Here is a 20,788-nt window from a genome sequence, read left to right as displayed (position 1 = left end):
TATGACCTTTTACCCTTCAAGGAGCTCTACCCGTGCTGTACGTTATTTACGCTCAAGATATTGCAGACTCTCTCGAAAAACGTCTTTCTGTACGCCCTGCCCATCTGGCTCGTCTGCAACTCCTGCATGACGAAGGCCGCTTGCTGACTGCAGGCCCCATGCCAGCGGTTGACAGTAACGATCCGGGTGCAGCAGGGTTTACCGGCTCAACGGTGATTGCAGAATTTGAATCTTTAGAAGCCGCGCAGGCGTGGGCTGAAGCCGATCCGTATGTGGCGGCAGGCGTTTATGCGCAGGTTTCAGTAAAACCGTACAAAAAGGTTTTTTAAAAACAGAACGAAAAGCAGACATTGGGCACCGCCAGCGGTGCCCTTTTGAGATCAGATACTGCGGATCGCAAACAGCAACGAGTTGCGTTGATGGTTGAGAATGCACTTTCTGATAGTGTGGATACGCATATTACGACGCGATTGTCCTTCAAGCCAACGTGCTTTACGGCGGCTAGCCTGACGCAGCATCCGCCAGCGTCCCACTTCCGTTCTACTACGCTTCATGTTTACTACTCTTTCAGTCACTGAGTGGCCATTATAACGCCACACCGAATGCAGACCAGCGGTTTTCCCGTGTTTTTATTTGCCAGATTAATCCTGATGCGTAAACTCTTAACAATACGCTTTCAAAAGGATTTTTAAATTTATGACAACCTTCTACACCGTGGTGAGTTGGCTGGTCATTCTGGGTTACTGGGTACTCATTGCTGGCGTAACATTACGCATTCTAATGAAACGACGCGCAGTGCCCTCCGCAATGGCCTGGCTTTTGATCATCTATATTCTGCCATTGGTCGGGATCATTGCTTATCTGTCCTTCGGTGAGCTCCACCTGGGTAAACGTCGCGCCGAACGTGCCCGGGCAATGTGGCCGTCAACGGCCAAGTGGCTGAACGACCTTAAAGCCTGTAAGCATATTTTTGCGCAGGAAAACAGCAGCGTCGCCTCATCCTTATTTAAACTGTGCGAGCGTCGTCAAGGAATTGCCGGCGTTAAGGGAAATCAGCTGCAGCTGCTCACCAGTTCAGATGACGTGATGCAGGCATTAATCCGTGATATTCAACTCGCGCGCCACAACATAGAGATGGTGTTCTACATCTGGCAGCCGGGCGGTATGGCCGATCAGGTCGCCGAATCATTAATGGCCGCCGCCAGACGCGGGATTCACTGCCGCCTGATGCTGGACTCGGCGGGCAGCGTGGCGTTCTTCCGTAGCCCATGGGCGGCGATGATGCGTAACGCAGGGATCGAGGTTGTTGAAGCGCTGAAAGTGAACCTGATGCGTGTGTTTTTACGCCGGATGGACCTGCGCCAGCACCGCAAAATGATCATGATCGACAACTACATTGCGTATACCGGCAGCATGAACATGGTCGACCCGCGCTTCTTCAAACAAGATGCAGGCGTTGGGCAATGGGTTGATTTGATGGCAAGAATGGAAGGCCCGGTAGCCACCGCTATGGGCATCGTCTATTCCTGCGACTGGGAAATTGAGACCGGAAAGCGCATTTTACCCCCGCCGCCAGACGTCAATATCATGCCGTTTGAGCAGGCCAGCGGCCATACCATTCACACTATCGCCTCGGGTCCTGGTTTCCCAGAAGACTTGATTCATCAGGCGCTGTTAACCGCAGCTTATTCGGCTCGCGAATATTTAATTATGACCACGCCCTACTTTGTTCCCAGCGACGATTTGCTGCACGCCATTTGTACGGCGGCACAGCGTGGGGTCGACGTCAGTATCATTCTTCCGCGTAAGAATGATTCCCTGTTGGTTGGCTGGGCAAGCCGGGCCTTTTTCACTGAACTGCTGGCGGCAGGCGTCAAAATCTATCAGTTCGAAGGCGGCCTGCTGCACACCAAGAGCGTACTGGTTGATGGCGAGCTGAGCCTGGTCGGTACCGTTAACCTGGATATGCGCAGTCTGTGGCTCAATTTTGAAATCACGCTGGTCATTGACGATGCCGGATTCGGCGGCGATCTCGCCGCCGTGCAGGATGATTATATTTCACGTTCCCGCCTGCTTGATGCCCGTTTGTGGGTAAAACGACCTCTCTGGCAGCGGATCGCCGAGCGACTGTTTTACTTCTTTAGCCCGTTGCTGTAAAACGTGCCCATCAGACAGTAAACAGGTAGTCATTATGGATATGGATTTGAACAATCGTCTGACTGAAGACGAAACGCTTGAGCAGGCTTACGATATTTTTCTCGAACTGGCTGTGGACAACCTCGATCCGGCAGATATCATTCTGTTCAATTTGCAGTTTGAAGAGCGCGGCGGTGCCGAGTTATTCGATCCGGCAGAAGACTGGCAGGAGCATGTTGATTTTGACCTGAACCCTGATTTCTTTGCCGAAGTGGTGATTGGTCTGGCAGATACAGAAGATGGCGAGATTAACGATATTTTTGCGCGCGTTTTATTATGTCGCGATAAAGATCACAAACTCTGCCATATTCTCTGGCGTGAATAATCTAACAAAAAAGCTGCTCTCGCAGCTTTTTTCATTTTTAGCCCGGTAGTTTACTTCCGCAGCGGTTACAAAACTGCGCGCTATGTTCGTGCTGCGCCTGCTGGCACTGGGGACATTTACGTTCATTCTGTCGATGCTGGAAAGCGCTGCTCATGTGTGTGGTAATCAATCCCGTCGGTATCGCAATCACCGAGTAACCAATCAGGATAAGCACAGACGCGACCATACGTCCCAACGGCGTGTGAGGAGTGATATCGCCATAGCCGACGGTAGTGACCGTTACAATGGCCCAATACACCGACGCATTCAGCGTAGTAAAGCCATATTTTGGCCCTTCTATCAGATACATCATCGCGCCAAAAACCACCATCAGAATGGCAATAAAAGAATAGAACAGCATCAACTGATGCCGGGCGCTTTTTAACGCATTCCAGAACACACGCAGGGAAGGCATAAAGCGCAGCAACTTCAGAATGCGCAGGACGCGCAGGACGCGCATCGCCCGCCAGGCGAAGACATAACTCAGACTTATTTCAGGCCATAGCCACATCACATACAGTGGCAGAATAGTGGCCAGGTCGATTATCCCCCAGAAGCTAAACACATATTTAGCAGGGTTGGCCCAGCAGCATAAGCGCAGAAGATATTCGAGAGTAAAGACCAGAGTGATAAAGATCTCCAGCCAGACAAAAATATGCCACTCATCGTAAGTTAAATGGTATTGCGTCCCTACTCCGGACTCAATGAAGATAACAATAACGCTGAGCAAGGCGAACAGCGCGCACAGACCTTCAAAGCGACGCCCGGAACGGGTATTTAAATCGAATAACTTGCGATAGAGCGCGCGGCGGACGGAAGAGACTAAACCTGGCACAGATACCTCACCAAAAAAAAGGGCTGACCTTTGTCAGCCCTCACGATTATAGCGGGTCTACTTTCAGGCAGGAAACGGCGTGTCGGAAACTTCCTTCGAGAACCGGACGCGTTTTTGCGCATTCCGGTCCGGCAATCGGGCAGCGCGTACGGAACACGCAGCCGGAAGGAGGGTTTATCGGCGACGGTAATTCGCCTTCCAGCAACTGGATAACCTTGTTCCTTTCCTGATCCGGATCGGGGATCGGCACCGCAGACATCAGCGCTTTGGTATATGGATGCATCGGGTTATGGTACACCTCGTCATAGGTCCCCAATTCCACGGCATGGCCGAGATACATAACCAGCACGCGGTCGGAGATGTGTTTAACCACCGCCAGGTCGTGGGCAATAAAGATTAACGATAATCCCATTTCACGTTGAAGCTGTTGCAGCAGGTTCACCACCTGGGCCTGAATGGATACGTCCAGCGCCGAAACGGGTTCATCGCAAATAATCAGCTTCGGTTCGAGGATCAACGCGCGGGCAATACCAATACGCTGACACTGACCACCAGAAAACTCATGCGGGTAGCGGTTAATCAGGTTGGGCAGTAATCCAACCTTCATCATCATCGCCTTCACACGGTCGCGGACTTCCTGACCCGGCAGGTTCGGATGATAAGTCCGCAGCGGTTCGGCAATGATTTCACCAATGGTCATACGCGGGTTTAACGATGCCAGCGGATCCTGGAAAATCATCTGGATATCGCTGCGCACCTCCCGCCACTCATCGGGTTTCATGCCCAGTAAATCTTTACCCAGCCAGGCGACCTTTCCATCAGTGGCTTTCACCAGGCCAATGATCGCACGGGCAAAGGTCGATTTTCCGCAGCCTGATTCGCCTACCACGCCCAGGGTTTCACCTTCATACAGCCGTAGGGTTACGCCATCAACCGCCTTCAGGGTTTTAGACGGTTGCCAGAACCACTGTTTGCCATCTTTAATGTCGAAATGGACTTTAAGATCGGCAATCTCCAGGAGCACTTTTCGTTGTTCGGTGACCGCATTCATACCAGTTCCTCCACCGGTTTAAAGCAGGCGCGCAGACGGCCCGGACTAAATTCCTCCAGTGGCGGAGCGCTGCTACAGATGTCCATCGCATGCGGGCAACGCGGTTGGAATGGACAGCCTTTTGGCAGGCGCAGCAGGTTCGGAGGGTTGCCAGGGATAGTCAGCATCTCTTCCCCTTCGGCATCCAGACGAGGTACGGCATTCAGCAAACCAATTGAATACGGATGAACGGGTTTATAAAAGACATCCCGCGCGCTACCGTATTCCATAGTACGTCCGGCGTACATCACCAGAACTTTATCGCAAATACCGGCAACAACCCCCAGGTCGTGGGTGATCATGATAATCGCGGTGTTGAATTCACTTTTCAGTTCATTCAGCAGCGTCATGATTTGCGCCTGTACCGTCACATCGAGTGCGGTGGTCGGCTCATCGGCTATCAGTAATTTAGGCCTGCACAATAGCGCCATGGCGATCATTACGCGCTGACGCATGCCGCCGGAGAATTCATGCGGATACATTTTCATGCGCTTACGCGCTTCCGGCATTTTCACCGCATCCAGCATTCTGACAGACTCTTCAAAAGCTTCCGCTTTGCTCATGCCTTTATGCAGCATCAGAACTTCCATCAACTGCTCGCCGACCCGCATGTACGGATTGAGAGAAGTCATCGGGTCCTGGAAAATCATCGAGATTTGCTCGGCGCGCAGTTTGTTCAGCTCACGTTCCGGTAAGTTCAGAATTTCACGCCCATTGAAGGTTGCAGAACCCCCGATACGGCCATTTGCGGCCAGCAGGCCCATCAGAGCAAACGCCGTTTGCGATTTGCCCGAACCGGACTCACCGACAATACCCAACGTTTCTCCGGCTCGCAGAGAAAAATTTAAATCGTTTACTGCGGTAACATCGCCATCGGGGGTGGCAAACGTCACGCGCAGATCTTTTACGTTCAGCAGTGCGTTAGCCTGTTGTTGCGCGAGCGGCGCGGTAGAGGTTTCAATTACGCTCATGGCTGCACTCCTTAACGGTCTTTCGGGTCGAGGGCATCACGCAGGCCATCGCCAATAAAGTTAAAACAGAACAAAGTGACCACCAGGAAACCTGCCGGGAACAGCAGCAGCCATGGTGAGACTTCCATCGAGTTGGCACCATCACTGAGCAGCGCGCCCCAACTACTTAACGGTTCTTGCGTACCTAATCCCAAAAAGCTCAGGAAGGATTCAAACAGAATCATGCTCGGCACCAGCAATGAAGCGTATACCACCACTACGCCCAGCACGTTCGGCACAATATGACGGATAACGATGCGTACGGTAGACACTCCACCCACTTGTGCTGCTTCAATGAACTCTTTGCGCTTGAGACTCAGCGTTTGTCCACGCACGATACGCGCCATATCGAGCCAGGAGACCATTCCGATAGCAACAAAAATCAGCAGGATATTTTGTCCAAAGAAGGTAACCAGCAGGATCACAAAGAACATGAAAGGGAAGGAGTTGAGGATTTCCAGCAGACGCATCATCACCGAGTCGATTTTACCGCCGAGATAGCCCGACAGAGAGCCGTACAGCGTACCAACGACTACCGCCACCAGCGCCGCGGCAATGCCGACCATCAGCGAGATACGCCCGCCAATCGCCACACGAACCAGCAGGTCACGACCCGACGAGTCGGTGCCGAAATAGTGTCCGGACTCCGTATCCGGCGCGCTGGACATCATGCCCCAGTCGGTATCGAAGTAGGTAAACTGCGACAGCATCGGCGCCAGCGTCACAAACAACGCAATGATCACCAGCACCACCAGGCTTGCTACCGCCGCGCGGTTATGCATAAAGCGTCGACGCGCGTCTTGCCACAGGCTGCGGCCTTCGACCTCCAGCTTTTCACTGAAATTCTCCAGCGCTTCGCTGTTTTTCTTACTTAACATCATAGCGAGCTCCAGTATCAGTAACGAATTTTCGGGTCGATAACGGCATACAGCACATCGACAATCGCGTTAAACACGATGGTCAGCGTACCCACCAGAATGGTCAGGCTCAGAACCAGCGAATAGTCGCGGTTTAACGCGCCATTGACGAACAGTTGGCCAATGCCCGGCAAACCATAGATGGTTTCAATAACCATCGAACCGGTGATAATGCCGACAAATGCTGGCCCCATATAGGACAGCACGGGCAACAGCGCAGGTTTTAACGCATGGCGGAAAATAATCCGCCGCATCGGCAGCCCTTTAGCGCGTGCGGTACGAATAAAGTTAGAGTGCAGTACTTCAATCATCGAGCCGCGAGTAATACGGGCGATACTGGCGATATAGGCCAGTGACAAGGCCACCATCGGCAGGATCATAAATTTCAGCGCCCCGCCGTTCCAGCCCCCGCCGGGTAGCCATTTCAAGGTTATGGCAAATATCATGACCAATAAGGGAGCGACCACGAAACTGGGGATAACGACCCCGGTCATTGCCACCCCCATCACCGTGTAGTCCCAGCGCGTATTTTGCTTCAGCGCGGCTATCACCCCGGCGCTAACGCCCACGAGGACGGCCAGAATAAAGGCGGCAGCGCCAAGCTTCGCAGAAACCGGAAAGCTCGAGGCAACGAGGTCGTTTACCGTATAGTCTTTATATTTAAAGGATGGCCCAAAATCGCCATGTGCCAGCTGCTTCAGATAGCTGAAGTACTGCGTCGAGATAGGATCATTCAGATGATATTTCGCTTCAATATTTGCCAGTACCTCTGGCGGTAACGCGCGTTCTCCGGTAAATGGGCTTCCCGGCGCAAGGCGCATCATAAAGAATGAAATTGTAATAAGAATAAATAGCGTCGGAATCGCTTCCAGACAGCGACGTAATATGAATTTTAACATTGCCCGTACCTTCTGGCGTGTGCCTTTATACCCGTCACACTTCAAGCTGCAGATGCGTTGGCTTTACTCGCTCACGCCAGTCACTTACTTAAGTAAGCTCCTGGCGATTCGCTGCGTTGCCGCCTTCCTGCAACGTGAATTGTTTAGGGTATACCTCTCTTTGTCCAAAGAGGTATTTATAGTTCGAAGAAAAAGACACTGTGGGGCAACCTTGATCGCCCCACGTCTTGCCATTAATGCTTGATAATATACAAGTCTTTAACGTGGATATTATCCATCGGGTCTTTACCGGAGTATCCGCCAACCCATGGTTTCACCAGGCGGGCGTTCACATAGTAATAAACCGGTACAATCGCAGAATCTTTATCCAACTGCTGCTCTGCTTTTGAATACAGTTCGCTACGCTGTGCTTCGTCGGTCACTTTCAGCGTATCCGCAATCAGCTTATCAAACGCCGGGCTCTTATAATGGACGGTGTTGTTAGAGCTGTCGGAAAGCACCATGTTCAGGAAGGAGGTTGGTTCGTTGTAATCCGCACACCAGCCAGCACGCGAAACATCATAGTTACCCTGATGACGCGTATCGAGGAATGTTTTCCACTCCTGATTTTCCAGCTTCACGTTGGCGCCCAGATTTTTCTTCCAGATAGATGCCGCGGCGATAGCCAGCTTCTTGTGCAGGTCTGAGGTATTATACAGCAGGTCAAAGGTCAACGGTTTTTCAGCGGTATAACCGGCTTCAGCCAGCAGTTTTTTCGCTTCTTCGTTACGTTTTTCCTGAGACCATTTGAACCACTCTGGCTCAACCAGTTTCGCGCCATCTGTGTAAGGAGGGGTAAAGCTATACGCAGGCAGGTCGCCCTGATTTTTCACTTTGTTGACGATAATGTCACGATCCATCGCCAGTTTCAGGGCAGTACGGACACGAACATCGTTGAACGGCGCTTTCTGGTTGTTGATTTCGTAATAATAGGTGCACAGATACGGGTCAACGTGAACTTCGTTCGGGATTTCTTTTTTCAGTTTCTGGAATAACTCGATCGGCATGTTGTTATAGGTCATGTCGATTTCGCCGCTGCGATAGCGGTTAACGTCAGTCACTTCAGAAGCAATTGGCAGGTAGGTCACCTGGTTAATCACCGTTTTAGCGTTGTCCCAGTAATTGGCATTACGTTCAAGTACAATGCGCTCGTTGACCACCCAATCTTTCAGTTTGTATGCGCCATTGGTGACGATATTAGCGGGCTGGGTCCATTTCTCACCGTATTTTTCAACCGCTGCTTTAGGAACCGGTGAAACAGATGAGTGCACAAGCAGTTTGTAGAAATAAGGAACAGGCTCGCTCAGAGTGACTTCAAAGGTATGGTCATCAAGAGCTTTAACACCGAGATCGGTGACCGGCTTTTTGCCGGCGATAATATCATCAATATTGACGATGTGACCGTACTGCAAATAACTGGCGTACGGTGACGCGGTATTTGGGTTAGCCAGTCGTTGCCAGCTATACACGAAATCTTGCGCGGTGACAGGCGTGCCGTCAGACCACTTAGCATCTTTACGCAGATGGAATGTCCAGACTTTAAAATCTTTATTTTCCCATTTTTCAGCCACGCCAGGCGATGGTTTGCCATCGACATCACTGATTAATAAACCTTCAAACAGATCGCGGCTAATGTTGGATTCAGGTACACCTTCGATTTTATGCGGATCGAGCGACTGAACTTCCGAACCATTATTACGCACCAGAGTCTGCTTTTCAGCAAGCTGTACTCCCGCTGGCACAACTGCCGCCGTGGCAACATTTCCAGCGACTAGCGCAGTTAAGATCCCCGCAGCTACTAAACTTTTTTTGGTGATGTTAGTCATTGTGTTTGTACTCCCTCATTATTATGGCTGGTTTTTTAACCAGACTGTTAATCCTGTCAGGATCACTGTACGGCATCGGAGATTTTCTGCCGTCAGGTCGTTTTTTGTTTTACTGCTTGCTATCACCGACTTTATTTATTCTGGCGATTCGTATGACCGCCTTACGTCGATTATCTACGTGCCTCCCCTGCCGGAAACACGCTATTACCCTGTTGAGAGAAACTAACTGCAAATGATTCTCATCAACGTGAATTCTTCTGCATAATACCTGGCCGGAAAGTATCAAATGCGTTTCTTAACCGCCAATACATTTTACAAATTTGTTAACCAATTCTCTTTTATTGGAAATAAATCTCACTAAGAAAGTCTTACGAATGAAGGCTTTTTATAAAAAATCTATAAAAATCAATGCACTACATCAAGCGCGGTGTTAACTACCCTGTCCGGAGTCAACATCATGCCAAAATGCACATAAATTTAACAATTGGTTATTAATTAGCACATTCAACTGAAAAAAACGCTGAAATAACTAATAACATTTCGATAATCCTTCAGCAAGCCCCAGAGTATGATGTTAATTAAATAACAGCGATATCAGACTCTCTCTGGCGGACGGATGAGTGTTACATTCATAAAATCAATGAATAAACAAATGAATAACCATCAGCATTTTTTATTATTACTATGCTGATTTTCAACTTTAGTGAGAAGTTTTACTAATAATGAAAGGAAACGGAGCCGCAAGCGGCTCCGTTTATCCCGCAGAGGGATATCAGGCAAGCAAACCGGGGAAAATGGACTTGATTCCAGTCACGATGAATTCGATCCCCAGAGCCATCAACAACAACCCCATAATACGCGTAATGACGTTGATGCCGGTCTGGCCTAACAGTCGTACCAGCCATGGCGCCATGCGAAACAGTCCCCAACAGCACAGGGCAAACAACGCAATCGCGACGAAAAAGCCAAACAGGTTAATTGCACTGTGATAGCGCGTACCCCAAACGATAGTTGAGCTTATCGCCCCAGGCCCCGCCATCAGCGGCAACGCCAGTGGCACTACACCAATACTTTCACGAATTGCTGTTTCTGATTTTTCCTGTTTATTTTGCTTATCTTCGCCAAGTTTTCCGCTAATCATCGACATCGCGATAGTCACTACCAGAATGCCGCCGGCAATCCTGAACGAATCGATCGAGATACCGAAGAGTTGCAAAATACCGTCGCCAAGGAACAGTGAAGTCCACAGGATGATAGCAACTGACAGGTTTGCAGTGAGGTTGGTTTTGTTTCGCGCAGCAGCCGTTTGATAGCTGGTCATACTGATAAAGACAGGGATGATCCCTACCGGGTTGACCAATGCAAATAACCCAATGAAAAATTTAAAATAGACAGGAAAATCAAATAGCGTTTGGATCACGGTTAGCTCCGAAGCGTTAGCCGGATAAAATGAGTCATAAAAATTGATAAAATCCGCGCTGAAGATACGCCTTTTGTCAGCATACTTCACCTCCTATCTGCGTATATCTACGTAAATACGCTACCAATAGTTAGTGTTATTAATATGTATTGAATATGCTAATGTTATTAGCATTCACCCCATCAATTTGTTAACACTTACCGATAAACGCTAAAAGGGCCTGCTGAAAGGTGTCAGCTTTGCTAAATCTTGATCCAGATCACGCAATTACTACTCAGAAGTGAGTAATCTTGCTTACGCCACCTGGAGATAACGCGTTAGAGTTAACTGGCGCTAGTGCATAAGCTCTTTTAGTAAATCAAGGTAAAGTGGACGTTAATTAACCGTTTGATTTTCAAAACGTTACACAAATTTTCGTCGGTCTGTCTATACTCTCGTATCGAGCAGATGATTTACTAAAAAAGTTTAACATTATCAGGAGAGCATTATGGCTGTTACTAATGTCGCTGAACTTAACGCACTTGTAGAGCGCGTAAAAAAAGCCCAGCGTGAATATGCCAGTTTCACTCAAGAACAGGTTGACAAAATCTTCCGTGCCGCCGCTCTGGCAGCCGCAGACGCTCGAATCCCTCTCGCGAAAATGGCCGTTGCCGAATCTGGCATGGGCATCGTCGAAGATAAAGTGATTAAAAACCACTTCGCTTCCGAATACATTTATAACGCATATAAAGACGAAAAAACCTGTGGCGTGCTGTCTGAAGACGACACTTTCGGTACCATTACCATTGCTGAACCGATCGGTATCATCTGCGGTATCGTTCCAACCACCAACCCGACTTCTACTGCAATCTTCAAATCTCTGATCAGCCTGAAGACGCGTAACGCCATCATATTCTCTCCGCACCCACGTGCTAAAGATGCAACCAACAAAGCAGCTGACATCGTTCTGCAGGCAGCCATCGCTGCTGGCGCCCCGAAAGATCTGATCGGCTGGATCGATCAACCTTCCGTAGAACTGTCTAACGCGCTGATGCACCACCCGGACATCAACCTGATCCTTGCAACAGGTGGCCCAGGCATGGTTAAAGCAGCATACAGCTCTGGTAAACCGGCAATCGGCGTAGGCGCAGGTAACACCCCGGTTGTTATCGATGAGACCGCTGATATCAAACGTGCTGTTGCATCTGTTCTGATGTCTAAAACCTTCGATAACGGCGTAATTTGTGCTTCTGAACAGTCTGTTGTCGTTGTTGACTCCGTCTACGACGCAGTGCGTGAGCGTTTCGCAACTCACGGCGGCTACATGCTGCAAGGCAAAGAGCTGAAAGCAGTCCAGGACGTTATCCTGAAGAATGGCGCGCTGAACGCGGCTATCGTTGGTCAGCCGGCATACAAAATTGCTGAACTGGCAGGCTTCTCCGTACCAGAAACCACTAAGATTCTGATTGGTGAAGTTAAAGTTGTTGACGAAAGCGAACCGTTTGCTCACGAGAAACTGTCTCCAACGCTGGCAATGTACCGTGCGAAAGATTTCGAAGACGCCGTTATTAAAGCTGAAAAACTGGTTGCGATGGGCGGTATCGGTCATACCTCTTGCCTGTACACCGACCAGGACAATCAGCCAGAACGTGTTGCTTACTTCGGTCAGATGATGAAAACCGCACGTATCCTGATTAACACCCCAGCATCTCAGGGTGGTATCGGTGACCTGTACAACTTCAAACTCGCGCCTTCCCTGACTCTGGGTTGTGGTTCCTGGGGTGGTAACTCCATCTCTGAAAACGTTGGTCCTAAGCACCTGATCAACAAGAAAACCGTTGCTAAGCGAGCTGAAAACATGTTGTGGCACAAACTTCCGAAATCTATCTACTTCCGTCGTGGCTCTCTGCCAATCGCACTGGATGAAGTGATTACCGATGGTCACAAACGTGCGCTGATCGTGACCGACCGCTTCCTGTTTAACAATGGCTACGCTGACCAGATCACTTCTGTTCTGAAAGCTGCTGGCGTTGAAACCGAAGTGTTCTTTGAAGTTGAAGCTGACCCAACTCTGAGCGTTGTACGTAAAGGTGCTGAGCTGGCTAACTCCTTCAAACCAGACGTGATCATCGCGCTGGGTGGTGGTTCCCCGATGGACGCCGCGAAAATCATGTGGGTTATGTACGAACATCCAGAAACCCACTTCGAAGAACTGGCGCTGCGCTTTATGGACATCCGTAAACGTATCTACAAGTTCCCGAAAATGGGCGTGAAAGCGAAGATGGTTGCCGTCACCACCACTTCCGGTACCGGCTCTGAAGTAACTCCGTTTGCGGTCGTTACTGACGATGCAACGGGTCAGAAATATCCGCTGGCTGACTATGCGCTGACTCCGGATATGGCGATTGTTGACGCCAACCTGGTTATGGATATGCCGAAGTCACTGTGTGCGTTCGGTGGTCTGGATGCAGTAACTCACGCTCTGGAAGCTTACGTTTCCGTACTGGCTTCTGAGTTCTCTGACGGTCAGGCTCTGCAAGCGCTGAAACTGCTGAAAGAAAACCTGCCAGCGTCTTACCATGAAGGTTCTAAAAACCCGGTAGCGCGTGAGCGTGTACACAGTGCAGCAACCATCGCCGGTATCGCGTTTGCTAACGCCTTCCTGGGTGTATGTCACTCAATGGCGCACAAGCTGGGTTCTCAGTTCCACATTCCTCACGGTCTGGCGAACGCCCTGCTGATCAGCAACGTTATTCGTTATAACGCCAACGACAACCCGACTAAACAGACTGCATTCAGCCAGTACGACCGTCCGCAGGCTCGTCGTCGCTACGCTGAAATCGCAGACCATCTGGGTCTGAGCGCACCGGGTGACCGTACTGCTGCAAAAATCCAGAAACTGCTGGCCTGGCTGGAAGAAATCAAAGCTGAACTGGGTATTCCTAAGTCTATCCGTGAAGCTGGCGTTCAGGAAGCTGACTTCCTGGCACACGTGGACAAACTGTCTGAAGATGCGTTTGATGACCAGTGTACTGGTGCTAACCCACGTTATCCGCTGATTGCTGAACTGAAACAGATCCTGCTTGATACCTACTACGGTCGCGAATACAGCGAAGGCCAGGCCGCCGCTAAGACTGAAGCAGTAGCAGCACCGAAAGCTGAGAAGAAAGCGAAGAAATCCGCTTAATTCGTCCAGATAAGTTTTAGTTTCACCATAAACGGTCCCTGATGGGACCGTTTTTTTTACGTCTTGCTTTTTTAAAATCGGCGTATGACCCTTCAGCAGCGTGTAGAGAAGTGTGACCAGGAGGATATGAGAATATCGTCAGGAGAGAGTCTGACAGGGTAGCGAACATTAGCGAATGGTCGTAAGCCTACCCCGTGCTAATAAGCGCCCAGAAGCGCGTAGAGTTAGTCGTGGCAATGCCGTTCTTGTATCGCCGTCAGAGAGCCCTCAGACTGTGCCTGTTTATAATGCTTACGACATACCGATACATAGCGTTCATTCCCACCGATCACCACCTGCTCGCCCTCATTATAAGGTCTTCCAGACTGATCAAGTCGTAACACCATGCTGGCCTTACGCCCACAGAAACAAATGGTTTTTAATTCAACCAGTTTATCTGACCATGCCAGCAGGTATTCGCTACCGCCAAATAACTCACCGCGGAAATCTGTGCGCAACCCATAGCACAGCACGGGAATATCCAGCCGATCGACCACTTCAGATAATTCATAAACCTGCTGTCGAGTCAGAAACTGCGACTCATCCACCAGTACGCAGTGAATTCTTTGCTGTTCATTCTCAGCGCGAATCTCTTCGAACAATGATGAATTTTGGTTAAACAATTTTGCAGGTGACGACAGACCTATACGTGAACTTACTTTTCCAGCGCCAAAGCGGTCATCAATTTCCGCTGTATATACAACGGCACGCATCCCACGTTCCTGATAATTGTACGAAGATTGCAGCAATGCAGTCGACTTACCGGCATTCATTGCAGAATAGTAAAAATATAGCTGTGCCATTGAGCGTAGGCCCTCACCCGGGGAAATAAATATGGGCGGGATTGTAGCATATTTCACGAAAGTGTCGGTGTAGCGTTGTCCGCAAAGGCGTATAAATGCACGTGCATACTCGTTCAGTGATGCCTAAATAACCGGCCCTTTAAGCTACAAGGGAGCGTGAGTACACTCAGACATAGCTCAGGCAGCCTGAAACTGGACGGGTATATACACACTCTTTCACAAATAGTGCTCATGAAATTTATCCATGCCACTTATCTTCTTGCGGCAATAAAGAAACCCTTTCCTTATTGTTATTGAATCTACCCACTGTCACCATGTATTAGTGAATTCATGTAAGCAAAACTAATACAAAAGGTTGAAATCACTGCAAAGAGATACTATTTGTACACCATAAAATGTGACCTGAATCTTGAATTTTTACTCTCAGCCGCGGAGAAGCCCCCTCACCAATAAGCCTTTTTTATGCCCAACATCGTGGTGAATTTAAGACAGATGAATTAATTCTGATACTAAATAAAGCGCAATTTTGAATTCCTTACATTCCTGGCTATTGCACAACTGAATTTATCGCTCTATTATTAGCTCAACAAACCACCCCCAATATAAGTTTGAGATTACTACAATGAGCGAAGCACTTAAAATTCTGAACAACATCCGTACTCTTCGTGCGCAGGCAAGAGAATGTACTCTGGAAACGCTTGAAGAAATGCTGGAAAAATTAGAAGTTGTTGTTAGCGAGCGCCGTGAAGAAGAAAGCGCTGCAGCTGCTGAAGTTGAAGAACGTACTCGTAAACTGCAACAATATCGTGAAATGCTGATCGCTGACGGCATTGATCCGAACGAACTGCTGAATAGCATGGCTGCTGTTAAATCTGGCACCAAAGCTAAACGCGCTGCGCGTCCGGCTAAATATAGCTACGTTGACGAAAACGGTGAAACTAAAACCTGGACTGGCCAGGGTCGTACACCGGCTGTGATCAAAAAAGCGATGGAAGAACAAGGTAAACAACTGGACGATTTCCTGATCAAGGAATAATTCAGAAATAGTTTGCTTAAAATCCCGCCACTGGCGGGATTTTTTTTACCTGTACTTCACACAGTCCCTACCCGGATTAGGTATAAAAAAACGGTGCTGGATTAGCAGCACCGTTCAGACCTGATAATACCAGGAGGTTACTTCTTAATACCCATCTCATCTTCCAGCCAGGCTTTAAATTCAGCGCCGAGAGTATTATGGCGAATACCATATTCAACGAACGCCTGCATATAGCCCAGCTTATTACCACAGTCATGGCTTTTGCCCTTCATGTGATAAGCTTCAACCGTTTCTTTTTCAATCAGCATATCGATAGCATCGGTCAGCTGAATTTCGTCACCCGCTCCCGGAGGCGTTTTTGCCAGCAGAGGCCAGATATCCGCACTGAGGACGTAGCGTCCCACCACGGCCAGATTAGATGGCGCAACATTCGCTTTCGGTTTTTCAACAACGCCAACCATCGGTACGCTTTCGCCTGGCGCTAATTCAACGCCTTTACAATCAACAACACCATAAGCGGTAACATCTTCTACCGGCTCAACCATAATCTGGCTGCTGCCTGTTTCATCAAAACGATGAATCATTTCGGCAAGGTTGTCGCGTGATAAATCAGATTCGTATTCGTCGAGAATCACGTCCGGCAGGATAACGGCAACCGGCTCATCACCAACAACCGGGTGCGCGCACAATACCGCGTGGCCCAGACCTTTGGCCAGCCCCTGACGCACCTGCATAATAGTGACATGCGGCGGACAAATAGATTGCACTTCTTCCAGAAGCTGGCGTTTTACACGTTTCTCCAGCATAGCTTCAAGTTCAAAACTGGTATCGAAGTGGTTTTCAATAGAATTTTTAGACGAGTGAGTTACAAGTACAATTTCAGTGATGCCCGCAGCAATACATTCGTTTACGACGTACTGAATTAATGGCTTATCAACCAACGGTAGCATCTCTTTCGGGATTGCTTTCGTAGCCGGTAACATCCTGGTTCCTAATCCCGCAACCGGGATAACGGCCTTTTTGACTTTTGAATTAAGGGCAGCCATTTAAAACTCTCCTGGACTGTTCATGTATTGAACGTGTTCATCAATCTGTATCGCATCCAAGTATATCAGTACCGCGACAAGCTTCTGGTCTGAAAAGGACGCGCATCGGTATAATTAAGATAAATACGAATAAATCTGGCGCTGATAGTAGCACTCACAACATGAGGGGGGTGAGCCAATTTCATTCCCACTCCTATCGGTTGTTCATTCCGCAGACAACATCAGGCGCAGGCGACCACCTGCCCCCCAAATTTGGCACTGCCAGGACTCGCAACGTTGGCTCAGTTGATTAAGATATGCATTCCCTAAGGTTCCTAACGGAACACCATTGCTGATTTGTACATTGTGGGAACCTGTATTTAATGTCGCATTCAGCCCCGCTGATACCAAAATCAGGTTTTTTAATCCGCTGTGGTAATAGCCAACCAGCAGAGGAAATTGTCCGGGCAAATTAGCCTGACGCAATAAATGGTTTACCTGTTTCAATAACGCACCCAGCTCTGGCAATCGTTGGTTTTGATGCGCCAGTTGTTCCTGCAGCAAACCGTTAAATAGCGCACGCAGTAATAATGCCGCCAGAACGCCATTATCCCCTGCCCGCGTCACATCCAGACAATAAAACGCAAGGTCATGGTCCGATAGCGGCGCAATATCCAGTACCAGCCCCGGCTGATCGGCGGCCACCAGCTGGCGATAGTTGATCCGACATTGCGAAATCACTTGCGACACCGGAGGCTGTAATTCTTGCAACAGCTTCGCTGCAGCAGCAGGATCACCAACCATCGCATCCCAGTCGCGAAATAGCCGCTCTTCTTCTTCCACGCGTGAATTAAACATATTGGGATACAGGCAGGCAAAAACCGTTTCTCGCAGGCGATTAAGATCTTTCACCGGCTTTAACAGGACGTCATCGACACCCAATCGTAGCGCTTTGGCTATGTCGGACATATTTTCCGTCGCTGATATCACCAGGATTGGGGTCTGATCGCCACGATTACGCAGATACTCCACCAGCTTGAGACCATTCATGCGTGGCATAGCCAGGTCGCAGATCATCAGGTCGGGTTTAAAATGCCCGAGTAAATCCAGTGCTTCAAGTCCGTCGCCAGCTACCGCCGTTGTCGCTCCCAAAGAGGAAAACCATGAGTCCATGAGTGAGCGAAATACCGGCTCATCCTCAACGATAAGAATCTGTTTTCCGACCAATGGCTGCGTCATATTCTCCCCCCTGACTGGCTTTAGTAAATAGTGGCATGCTATTGCTACTCACGCCTGTCAGAATTTGCTTAAGTGTTAATAAAAAAATGCGTTAGACGTTGGTTTTCACCAGGGGTAGAAGCTCATCCATTTTCTTCTCGACCGCCAGTTGTCCGGCAGCAATTGCTGCGCTGGCACGGTGAAAATCCAGCGTGGATATTTGCGGACAGAACGGCTGAATCAGGATATCTGGCGGGTCACCGGCCATACGGTTACGTTTCAGACGGTTTTCCAGAACCTGAATAGACGTCGTCATGATCTCCATCGCCGTCGGCGCGGTCACCGTACGCCTGGCCGTTATATTGCTCAAGCGCTCTTTCAGGCGGGCACGCCATGAGAGTTCGTCAGCATCCTCACCCGTTTCGGTATCACTGCTGACGTTGAAGGAGAGTAAATCTTGCTGCATGAGATGCGCATCGTGTTGCAGATCAACGGCAATAACAATGTCGGCGCCCAGCGCACGGGTTAGAGACACAGGAACGGGATTTACCACCGCGCCATCGACCAGCCAGTAACCATTATGCGCCACGGGAGACATCAAACCAGGAATACTGCAGGAGGCCCGGACAGCCAGGTGCAAATCACCTTCGGTGAACCATAGCTCCCGCCCCGTACTCAGATTAGTTGCCACTGTGGCGAAACGTCGGGTGCATTGCTCAATCGCTTCTACCGGCATGACATTACGGTACTGATTAAAAACCCGTTCACCACGCAGTAAACCGCCCCTACGCCACGAGAGGTCCATCAGACGTAAAACGTCCCAATAGCTGAAAGAACAAACCCACTGTTCTAGAGCAGGTAACTTATTGCATGCGTAGGCTGCACCAACCAGCGAACCAATGGAGCACCCTGCCACGATATCAACATCAATGCCCATATGCTTTAGGGCTTTAATAACGCCAATATGCGACCAACCTCGCGCCGCGCCGGAACCTAGCGCCAGCCCAATTTTTATTTTTCTCATTGTACGTACAAACTTCCCCTGGCTTGCAGACGTAGCAACATCGCTACCGCTCAGTTAACATAGTGCCACTCTGGCGTTTTTACGCCGTTTTTTTATTCCAGGGAGTACTTTGTGTCTCAGCTTTGTCCCTGTGGTAGCGCTGTCGAGTATAGCCTATGTTGCTACCGTTATGTGTCCGGCGCGCAAGTAGCACCTACGCCGTCACATCTCATGCGTTCTCGTTACTGCGCTTTTGTGATGAAAGACGCAGATTACCTTATCAGAACCTGGCATCCGGACTGTCATGCCGCCGCGTTTCGCGACGACATTATCGCAGGATTTGCCCACACCGAATGGCTCGGGCTGAACGTTTTTGAACAAGACACGGCAGACACAGATAATGTCGGCTATGTCAGCTTTGTTGCACGGTTTTCTGAACAAGGTAAAACAGGCGCAATTATCGAGCGCTCTCGTTTTTTAAAAGAAAACGGTCAGTGGTACTATATAGACGGTACACGCCCTCAAATTGGACGAAACGATACCTGCCCTTGTGGCTCCGGTAAAAAATTTAAAAAGTGCTGCGGCTAATCAACGCCCGACAGTATCAATTTTGCAAACATTCTCAACAGGATCACCGCTGCAAATGCATTCATTACAACGAAAAGTGCTGCGTACTATTTGCCCCGACCAAAAAGGTCTGATCGCACGCATTACGAATATCTGTTACAAGCATGAACTGAACATCGTGCAAAACAATGAGTTCGTGGACCACCGTACCGGGCGCTTTTTTATGCGTACCGAACTGGAGGGTATTTTTAACGACGTCACGCTGCTTGCCGATCTGGATAGTGCCCTACCCGATGGCTCCATTCGTGAATTAACGCCAGCAGGACGCCGCCGTATCGTCATTTTGGTCACCAAGGAAGCACATTGTCTGGGCGACCTGTTAATGAAGGCCAATTATGGCGGTCTGGATGTTGAAATCGCGGCAGTTATCGGCAACCACGAAACGCTGCGCCCTTTGGTTGAACGGTTTGATATTCCGTTTGAGCTGGTCAGCCACGAAGGTTTAACGCGTGACGAACACGACCAGAAAATGGCCGACGCTATCGACGCGCACCAACCAGACTATGTCGTGCTGGCAAAATACATGCGCGTTTTGACGCCAACGTTTGTTTCACGCTTCCCGAATAAGATTATCAATATCCACCATTCATTCCTGCCGGCGTTTATTGGTGCTCGTCCTTACCATCAGGCTTATGAGCGCGGTGTGAAGATCATCGGCGCAACGGCTCACTACGTGAATGATAACCTCGATGAAGGTCCAATCATTATGCAGGACGTGATTCACGTTGATCACACCTACACCGCAGAAGACATGATGCGTGCGGGTCGTGACGTTGAGAAAAATGTATTAAGCCGCGCACTGTATCAAGTGCTGGCTCAACGCGTGTTTGTTTACGGCAACCGAACGATTATTCTGTAATCGATTGATAATTTAATTGGTTACCTTTACATCTTTACGCGTAAAAATCAGGCAACCAGTTCTTTTTTATCAACGGAATACTTTACAGGGGCGCATCATTTGATATGATGCGCCCCGCTTCCAACGGAAGCAGGCCAGTAACTAGCATTACCCCTGGTGGGGTTCCCGAGCGATCATAAGGGAGCTGACTGCAAATCTGCCGTCAACGACTTCAAGGTTCGACTCGAGCGATAGTGAGAGAACGTTGCCGCAGGCAACGGCCCGAAGGGTGAGGAGCTTTAGCTCCGAATAATCCTTCTCACTATAGAATGCAAGCAGCATAATGAATTTACCCTGTGGTGGGGTTCCCGAGCGGCCAAAGGGAGCAGACTGTAAATCTGCCGTCATCGACTTCGAAGGTTCGAATCCTTCCCCCA

At 49.4% G+C, this 20,788-nt stretch carries 19 protein-coding genes, 1 tRNA gene and 1 other RNA gene; 9 read left to right on the top strand and 12 right to left on the bottom strand.

Annotated elements, in window-relative coordinates; all coding sequences use genetic code 11:
- Positions 1–32: 32 nt before the first annotated feature.
- Positions 33–329 carry a YciI family protein gene (locus OGV80_RS17030; protein ID WP_003020675.1) on the top strand — a complete coding sequence of 99 codons (297 nt, stop codon included), beginning with the start codon at positions 33–35 and terminating at the stop codon, positions 327–329.
- 51 nt (positions 330–380) lie between these two features.
- Here OGV80_RS17030 and OGV80_RS17025 read toward each other — a convergent pair whose 3' ends face one another.
- Positions 381–554: a YciY family protein gene (locus OGV80_RS17025; protein ID WP_286515380.1), complete on the bottom strand. Its 174-nt coding sequence runs from the start codon at positions 552–554 to the stop codon at positions 381–383.
- Between the two features lie 142 nt (positions 555–696).
- On the opposite strand from OGV80_RS17025, the gene cls reads away from it, so the two are divergent.
- Together cls and OGV80_RS17015 are read left to right on the top strand one after the other, a co-directional pair.
- The gene (cls, locus tag OGV80_RS17020; protein ID WP_003020687.1) at positions 697–2,157 is read left to right on the top strand and encodes a cardiolipin synthase; all 1,461 of its coding nucleotides are present in this window, start codon (positions 697–699) and stop codon (positions 2,155–2,157) included.
- Positions 2,158–2,191: 34 nt separating this feature from the next.
- Complete coding sequence (locus tag OGV80_RS17015; protein WP_286515378.1) at positions 2,192–2,521, top strand: HI1450 family dsDNA-mimic protein; 330 nt, start codon at positions 2,192–2,194, stop codon at positions 2,519–2,521.
- A gap of 37 nt (positions 2,522–2,558) precedes the next feature.
- Here the strand turns inward: OGV80_RS17015 and OGV80_RS17010 are convergent, their stop codons facing one another.
- The 7 genes from OGV80_RS17010 to ychE all read right to left on the bottom strand — a co-directional run bounded on the left by OGV80_RS17010 (position 2,559) and on the right by ychE (position 10,596).
- Positions 2,559–3,395 (bottom strand): ion transporter, encoded by an 837-nt coding sequence (locus OGV80_RS17010; RefSeq protein WP_043016134.1) that lies wholly within the window; start codon positions 3,393–3,395, stop codon positions 2,559–2,561.
- 46 nt (positions 3,396–3,441) lie between these two features.
- Positions 3,442–4,446 carry a murein tripeptide/oligopeptide ABC transporter ATP binding protein OppF gene (oppF, locus tag OGV80_RS17005; RefSeq protein WP_220771399.1) on the bottom strand — a complete coding sequence of 335 codons (1,005 nt, stop codon included), beginning with the start codon at positions 4,444–4,446 and terminating at the stop codon, positions 3,442–3,444.
- On the bottom strand, positions 4,443–5,456 hold the full coding sequence (gene oppD / locus OGV80_RS17000) for a murein tripeptide/oligopeptide ABC transporter ATP-binding protein OppD (protein WP_043016133.1): 1,014 nt from the start codon (positions 5,454–5,456) through the stop codon (positions 4,443–4,445). The genes oppF and oppD overlap by 4 nt, the downstream gene beginning before the upstream one ends.
- Before the next feature lie 11 nt (positions 5,457–5,467).
- Positions 5,468–6,376 (bottom strand): oligopeptide ABC transporter permease OppC, encoded by a 909-nt coding sequence (gene oppC / locus OGV80_RS16995; protein WP_003020701.1) that lies wholly within the window; start codon positions 6,374–6,376, stop codon positions 5,468–5,470.
- Positions 6,377–6,390: 14 nt separating this feature from the next.
- Positions 6,391–7,311: an oligopeptide ABC transporter permease OppB gene (gene oppB / locus OGV80_RS16990; RefSeq protein ID WP_003020708.1), complete on the bottom strand. Its 921-nt coding sequence runs from the start codon at positions 7,309–7,311 to the stop codon at positions 6,391–6,393.
- Between the two features lie 233 nt (positions 7,312–7,544).
- Complete coding sequence (gene oppA, locus OGV80_RS16985) at positions 7,545–9,176, bottom strand: oligopeptide ABC transporter substrate-binding protein OppA (protein ID WP_043016132.1); 1,632 nt, start codon at positions 9,174–9,176, stop codon at positions 7,545–7,547.
- A 772-nt stretch (positions 9,177–9,948) separates the two neighbouring features.
- Entirely contained in the window at positions 9,949–10,596 is a 648-nt protein-coding gene (ychE, locus tag OGV80_RS16980; RefSeq protein WP_003020714.1) for an NAAT family transporter YchE, read from the bottom strand.
- A 487-nt stretch (positions 10,597–11,083) separates the two neighbouring features.
- On the opposite strand from ychE, the gene adhE reads away from it, so the two are divergent.
- Positions 11,084–13,762, top strand: a complete 2,679-nt coding sequence (gene adhE, locus OGV80_RS16975; protein ID WP_043016131.1) for a bifunctional acetaldehyde-CoA/alcohol dehydrogenase — start codon at positions 11,084–11,086, stop codon at positions 13,760–13,762.
- A 224-nt stretch (positions 13,763–13,986) separates the two neighbouring features.
- Here adhE and tdk read toward each other — a convergent pair whose 3' ends face one another.
- On the bottom strand, positions 13,987–14,604 hold the full coding sequence (gene tdk, locus OGV80_RS16970) for a thymidine kinase (RefSeq protein WP_043016130.1): 618 nt from the start codon (positions 14,602–14,604) through the stop codon (positions 13,987–13,989).
- 622 nt (positions 14,605–15,226) lie between these two features.
- Here tdk and hns point away from each other — a divergent pair.
- Complete coding sequence (gene hns / locus OGV80_RS16965) at positions 15,227–15,640, top strand: histone-like nucleoid-structuring protein H-NS (RefSeq protein WP_003020723.1); 414 nt, start codon at positions 15,227–15,229, stop codon at positions 15,638–15,640.
- A gap of 137 nt (positions 15,641–15,777) precedes the next feature.
- Here hns and galU read toward each other — a convergent pair whose 3' ends face one another.
- The 3 genes from galU to rssA all read right to left on the bottom strand — a co-directional run bounded on the left by galU (position 15,778) and on the right by rssA (position 18,907).
- On the bottom strand, positions 15,778–16,686 hold the full coding sequence (gene galU / locus OGV80_RS16960; RefSeq protein ID WP_016153274.1) for a UTP--glucose-1-phosphate uridylyltransferase GalU: 909 nt from the start codon (positions 16,684–16,686) through the stop codon (positions 15,778–15,780).
- Positions 16,687–16,890: 204 nt separating this feature from the next.
- Positions 16,891–17,904: a two-component system response regulator RssB gene (gene rssB / locus OGV80_RS16955; protein WP_043016129.1), complete on the bottom strand. Its 1,014-nt coding sequence runs from the start codon at positions 17,902–17,904 to the stop codon at positions 16,891–16,893.
- Positions 17,905–17,995: 91 nt separating this feature from the next.
- The gene (rssA, locus tag OGV80_RS16950; RefSeq protein WP_043016128.1) at positions 17,996–18,907 is read right to left on the bottom strand and encodes a patatin-like phospholipase RssA; all 912 of its coding nucleotides are present in this window, start codon (positions 18,905–18,907) and stop codon (positions 17,996–17,998) included.
- 111 nt (positions 18,908–19,018) lie between these two features.
- Between rssA and OGV80_RS16945 the strand changes: the two genes are divergently transcribed.
- From OGV80_RS16945 to OGV80_RS16930, 4 genes are all read left to right on the top strand, one after another.
- Positions 19,019–19,474, top strand: a complete 456-nt coding sequence (locus OGV80_RS16945; RefSeq protein ID WP_043016127.1) for a YchJ family protein — start codon at positions 19,019–19,021, stop codon at positions 19,472–19,474.
- A 55-nt stretch (positions 19,475–19,529) separates the two neighbouring features.
- Complete coding sequence (purU, locus tag OGV80_RS16940; RefSeq protein WP_006684274.1) at positions 19,530–20,372, top strand: formyltetrahydrofolate deformylase; 843 nt, start codon at positions 19,530–19,532, stop codon at positions 20,370–20,372.
- A 167-nt stretch (positions 20,373–20,539) separates the two neighbouring features.
- Positions 20,540–20,681, top strand: a non-coding RNA gene (locus OGV80_RS16935) — RtT sRNA.
- A gap of 28 nt (positions 20,682–20,709) precedes the next feature.
- A tRNA-Tyr gene (locus OGV80_RS16930) sits at positions 20,710–20,788 on the top strand.

It is taken from the genome of Citrobacter sp. Ce119, from assembly GCF_030334525.1.
Taxonomy (GTDB): domain Bacteria; phylum Pseudomonadota; class Gammaproteobacteria; order Enterobacterales; family Enterobacteriaceae; genus Citrobacter; species Citrobacter europaeus.
The sequence above is the reverse complement of the archived record's forward strand: the minus strand, read 5'-3'. Positions and strand labels throughout refer to the sequence as shown.

Excerpts from the sequence above, each read along its gene's own strand:
- hns (WP_003020723.1), top strand. The coding sequence starts at position 15,227 with ATGAGCGAAGCACTTAAAATTCTGAACAACATCCGTACTCTTCGTGCG.
- rssB (WP_043016129.1), bottom strand. The coding sequence starts at position 17,904 with ATGACGCAGCCATTGGTCGGAAAACAGATTCTTATCGTTGAGGATGAG.
- adhE (WP_043016131.1), top strand. The coding sequence starts at position 11,084 with ATGGCTGTTACTAATGTCGCTGAACTTAACGCACTTGTAGAGCGCGTA.
- oppD (WP_043016133.1), bottom strand. The coding sequence starts at position 5,456 with ATGAGCGTAATTGAAACCTCTACCGCGCCGCTCGCGCAACAACAGGCT.
- rssA (WP_043016128.1), bottom strand. The coding sequence starts at position 18,907 with ATGAGAAAAATAAAAATTGGGCTGGCGCTAGGTTCCGGCGCGGCGCGA.
- galU (WP_016153274.1), bottom strand. The coding sequence starts at position 16,686 with ATGGCTGCCCTTAATTCAAAAGTCAAAAAGGCCGTTATCCCGGTTGCG.
- oppC (WP_003020701.1), bottom strand. The coding sequence starts at position 6,376 with ATGATGTTAAGTAAGAAAAACAGCGAAGCGCTGGAGAATTTCAGTGAA.
- oppA (WP_043016132.1), bottom strand. The coding sequence starts at position 9,176 with ATGACTAACATCACCAAAAAAAGTTTAGTAGCTGCGGGGATCTTAACT.
- purU (WP_006684274.1), top strand. The coding sequence starts at position 19,530 with ATGCATTCATTACAACGAAAAGTGCTGCGTACTATTTGCCCCGACCAA.
- tdk (WP_043016130.1), bottom strand. The coding sequence starts at position 14,604 with ATGGCACAGCTATATTTTTACTATTCTGCAATGAATGCCGGTAAGTCG.
- OGV80_RS17015 (WP_286515378.1), top strand. The coding sequence starts at position 2,192 with ATGGATATGGATTTGAACAATCGTCTGACTGAAGACGAAACGCTTGAG.
- oppB (WP_003020708.1), bottom strand. The coding sequence starts at position 7,311 with ATGTTAAAATTCATATTACGTCGCTGTCTGGAAGCGATTCCGACGCTA.
- cls (WP_003020687.1), top strand. The coding sequence starts at position 697 with ATGACAACCTTCTACACCGTGGTGAGTTGGCTGGTCATTCTGGGTTAC.
- OGV80_RS17025 (WP_286515380.1), bottom strand. The coding sequence starts at position 554 with ATGAAGCGTAGTAGAACGGAAGTGGGACGCTGGCGGATGCTGCGTCAG.
- oppF (WP_220771399.1), bottom strand. The coding sequence starts at position 4,446 with ATGAATGCGGTCACCGAACAACGAAAAGTGCTCCTGGAGATTGCCGAT.